The following is a 3,413-nucleotide window of genomic DNA, read 5'->3' as shown; positions in this document are numbered from 1 at the left end:
GTCACCGGGCGTCGTGGGCGGGTGGAGGGCGGCGCGCCCGGTGCGGGCTAGGGCGGCACCGGGCGTGGTGGGTACGACGGAACGCGCCGCGGGCAGGGCGGCGGCGCCCGCACCGGCCGGCCGCCGTGGCCGAGCGGTCACCGCCTGTCCGGATGTCGCGTCCCTCGCCTGATGCGGTGTCGCGTCGGCTGTCGCTCCTGGTGCGGTGTCCGTCGTCTGATGCGGTGTCGCGTGGGCTGTCGCTTCTGGTGCGGTGTCCGTCGTCTGATGCGGTGTCGCGTCGGCCGTCGCTTCCGGCGCGGTGTCGGTCGTCGGTCCCGGCGTGGTGTCCGTCGTCGGTCGTCGTGCCGTGGCGGTTGTCGGTCCTGGTGTGGTGTCCGTCGTCTGATGCGGTGTCGCGTCGGCCGTCGCTTCCGGCGCGGTGTCGGTCGTCGGTCCCGGCGTGGTGTCCGTCGTCGGTCGTCGTGCCGTGGCGGTTGTCGGTCCCGGTGTGGTGTCGGTCGTCGGTCGTGGTGGCGCGTCGGCCGCCTGTCCCGATGTCGCGTCCGTCGTCGGTCGTGGTGGCGTGGTGGTCGTCGGTCCCGGTGTGGTGTCGGTCGTCGGTCGTCGTGCCGTGGTGGTCTCCGGGACCGGTGGTTCGCCGGTCGTACGGCTTGTCATCCCGCCCGCCTCCGCCCCCGGCTGTGCCACCGCGACCGGAAGCGGGACGGACGGGGCGCTGTCGTCGTCATCGCGGGGCCGCCTCGGCCGCCGCCCGCCGCCGGGCCGGTACGGCGGTGTGCCCCCCGGTGGCGCTCAGGTCGCCGCCCACCAGCGCCCACCAGGCGATCAGCCCGAAGCACACGGCCGTCAGCACGGTCGACGGGCCGCCGATGTCGGCGTACACGAAGTCCACGAGCTGCCAGACCAGCAGTCCGCAGGCGGCCAGCGCGCAGTCCAGGCCGGCGCCCCCGGCCGCGCGGGTCCGCCGCAGTCCGCGCAGCGCGCACACCAGCAGCGCGAGCCAGCTGCCCGCGAGGCACAGCAGCCCGATCAGGCCCTGTTCGCCGAGGACGAGCAGGTACATGTTGTGCGGGGAGAGCAGCGGCTGCCGGCGGAAGGCCGCGCCCGCGCCCCCGGTGTCGCTGCCCGAGGACAGCGCGAGCGAGGCGTGCCCGTCGCGGTACTCGGGAAACGCCTTCAGGCCCACGCCCGTCAGCGGCCGGTCCCGCCACATGTCGGTGGCGGCGGCCCACATCGTGTACCGGTCGGTGACCGACTGGTCGGGCGCGGCGGTGACCTGGCCGATGCTGTCGATCCGCTCCTGGAGCATCGCCGTACCCACACCCAGCCCGCCCACCAGCACCACGCCCGCGGCCACCACGACCGCCCCGATCCGCAGCGCCCGGCGCAGGCCGGCCAGCACCAGCTGGACGGTGAGGGTGACCGCGGTGGCGATCCAGGCGCCCCGGCTGAAGGACAGGGCGAGCGGCACCGACAGGGCGAGCGCGCAGCACGCGGCGATCATCCGCTCCCGCACGGCGGGCCGGCCCAGCGCCAGACCCACCGCGCACACCAGCCCGAACGACACCACCGTCGCCATGCCCATCACGTCCGCCGCCCCGAAGGTGCCGACCGCCCGGATGTCCTCGCCCTCGTAGGAGGCCCCGGTACGGGTGACGTACTGGTGCACGCCGAGCGTCCCCTGCCAGCCCGCGAGGGCCACGAACGCCCAGGCCAGCAGCCGGAAGTCGGCCCGGTCGCGGACGAGGAGGACGACGGCGGCCGGGACGAGGACGAAGACCTGGAGATACCGGCCCAGACCGGTGATCCCGGCGCCCGGGGTGAGCGCGTGCACCGCGGCCAGCGCGAGGCCGGCCACCGGCAGACCGAGGATCATCGCGGCGGCCGGGGTGAGCGGGCGGCGGCGCGCGCGCAGCAGCCGTACCGCGCAGAAGAGGACGACCAGCGCGGACAGCGCGTCGGCGGGACCCGCGCCGCCGTCACCGCCGTCGCCGGGGGTGGCCGGCAGCGCGAGCAGCGCGACCACGGCCACCACCGGCAGCACCGGGGACAGCCGCAGAGGGCGGTGGAGCGGCAGGGTCAGGGCCATCGGTCAGCTCCCCGTGGACCGCACGAGCGCGGCGGCGGTGCGCAGCAGGATGCAGACGTCCTGCCACAGCGACCAGTTGTCGATGTAGGCGTTGTCGAAGCGGGCCCGGTCCTCGATGGAGGTGTCACCGCGCAGCCCGTTGATCTGGGCGAGCCCGGTGATGCCGGTCGGCATGCGGTGGCGGGCCGCGTAGCCCGGGTGGATGCCGCTGAACTGGGCGACGAAGTAGGGACGTTCGGGCCGGGGGCCGACCAGGCTCATGTCACCCCGGAAGACGTTCCACAACTGGAGCAGCTCGTCCAGCGAGGTCTGCCGCAGGAACCGGCAGAAGGGGCTCATCCGCCGCTCGCCGGCCACGCTCCACCGGGTGGCCGCCTCGTGCTCGTCGACCGGCCGGTGGGTACGGAACTTCAGCAGGGTGAAGGGGCGGCCGTCCTTGCCGACGCGCTCCTGCCGGAACACCACCCCGGGGCCCTCGGTGAGCCGCAGCACCGTCGCACACAGCAGCAGCACCGGACTGGCCAGCACGAGCAGCAGTCCGGACACCGTCATGTCCAGCAGTCGCTTGCCGGCACCGCCGTGCCGCCGCGGGCCCGGCTCCAGACGGCGCACGGCGAACCCGGCGAGCTGGTCGCGCGTCTCGTACGCCGGGGAGGCCGCGTCCACCTCCCACAGCGCGCAGCCCGACTCGGCGAGCGCCCGCAGCAGCGGTTCCCGCTCGGTGCGTACGGCCGGGTCGACGGTGAGGACGACCCGCACCCCGTTCTGGATGAGCGCCCGCTCCACCTCCTCGCCGGTGGTGAGCACCGGCAGCCCGGCGGCACCGTCCGGGTGTTCGGCGACCACGCCCACCGGCCGCACCCCGCAGCGTGGCTGCCGCAGCAGCGCGGCGGCGACCCGCTGCCCGGTCGCGGCGGGCCCGATCACCAGGGCGGTCCGCGGGTGGCGCAGCAGGGCGATCCGGCGCCGCCAGTGCACCGCGCCCCGGGCCGCCCCGGCGGCGGCCGTGTGCAGCGCGCAGCCCAGCAGCAGGGTGCGGGCGGTGAGGGCGCGTCCGGGGTCGTACGCGGCGAGCAGCGCGGCCAGGCCCAGCCAGGTCACCGCGATCCGCGCGCACACCGCGGGCAGTTCGTCGAGCACACCGGTCACCGGTCGGCCGGAGCGCGGGCGCAGCAGCAGGGATCCGGCGACCAGCGCGGCGACCGGCAGCGGCCGGCGGGCGGCCTCGCCCAGCGCGGCCGCGCCCACCAGCGCGGCGCACAGGTCGGCGGTGAACAGCGGCAGCGGCGCGGCGTGCCGGGCGGGCCGGTGCCGCAGCGGG

At 76.1% G+C, this 3,413-nt stretch carries 2 protein-coding genes; both read right to left on the bottom strand.

Features of this window, described 5'->3' with window-relative positions:
• Positions 1-727: 727 nt before the first annotated feature.
• The gene (locus GT045_RS22885) at positions 728-2,092 is read right to left on the bottom strand and encodes an O-antigen ligase family protein (protein WP_161335280.1); all 1,365 of its coding nucleotides are present in this window, start codon (positions 2,090-2,092) and stop codon (positions 728-730) included.
• A 3-nt stretch (positions 2,093-2,095) separates the two neighbouring features.
• The coding region (locus GT045_RS22880; protein ID WP_237538801.1) for a sugar transferase at positions 2,096-3,413 on the bottom strand (1,318 nt) is incomplete at its 5' end.

Origin of the sequence: Streptomyces sp. SID486, from assembly GCF_009865385.1 — a bacterium.
Taxonomy (GTDB): Bacteria; Actinomycetota; Actinomycetes; order Streptomycetales; family Streptomycetaceae; genus Streptomyces.
Note: the sequence above shows the minus strand (reverse complement) of the source record. Positions and strands in the feature narration are given on the sequence as shown.

Excerpts from the sequence above, each read along its gene's own strand:
- GT045_RS22885 (WP_161335280.1), bottom strand. The coding sequence starts at position 2,092 with ATGGCCCTGACCCTGCCGCTCCACCGCCCTCTGCGGCTGTCCCCGGTG.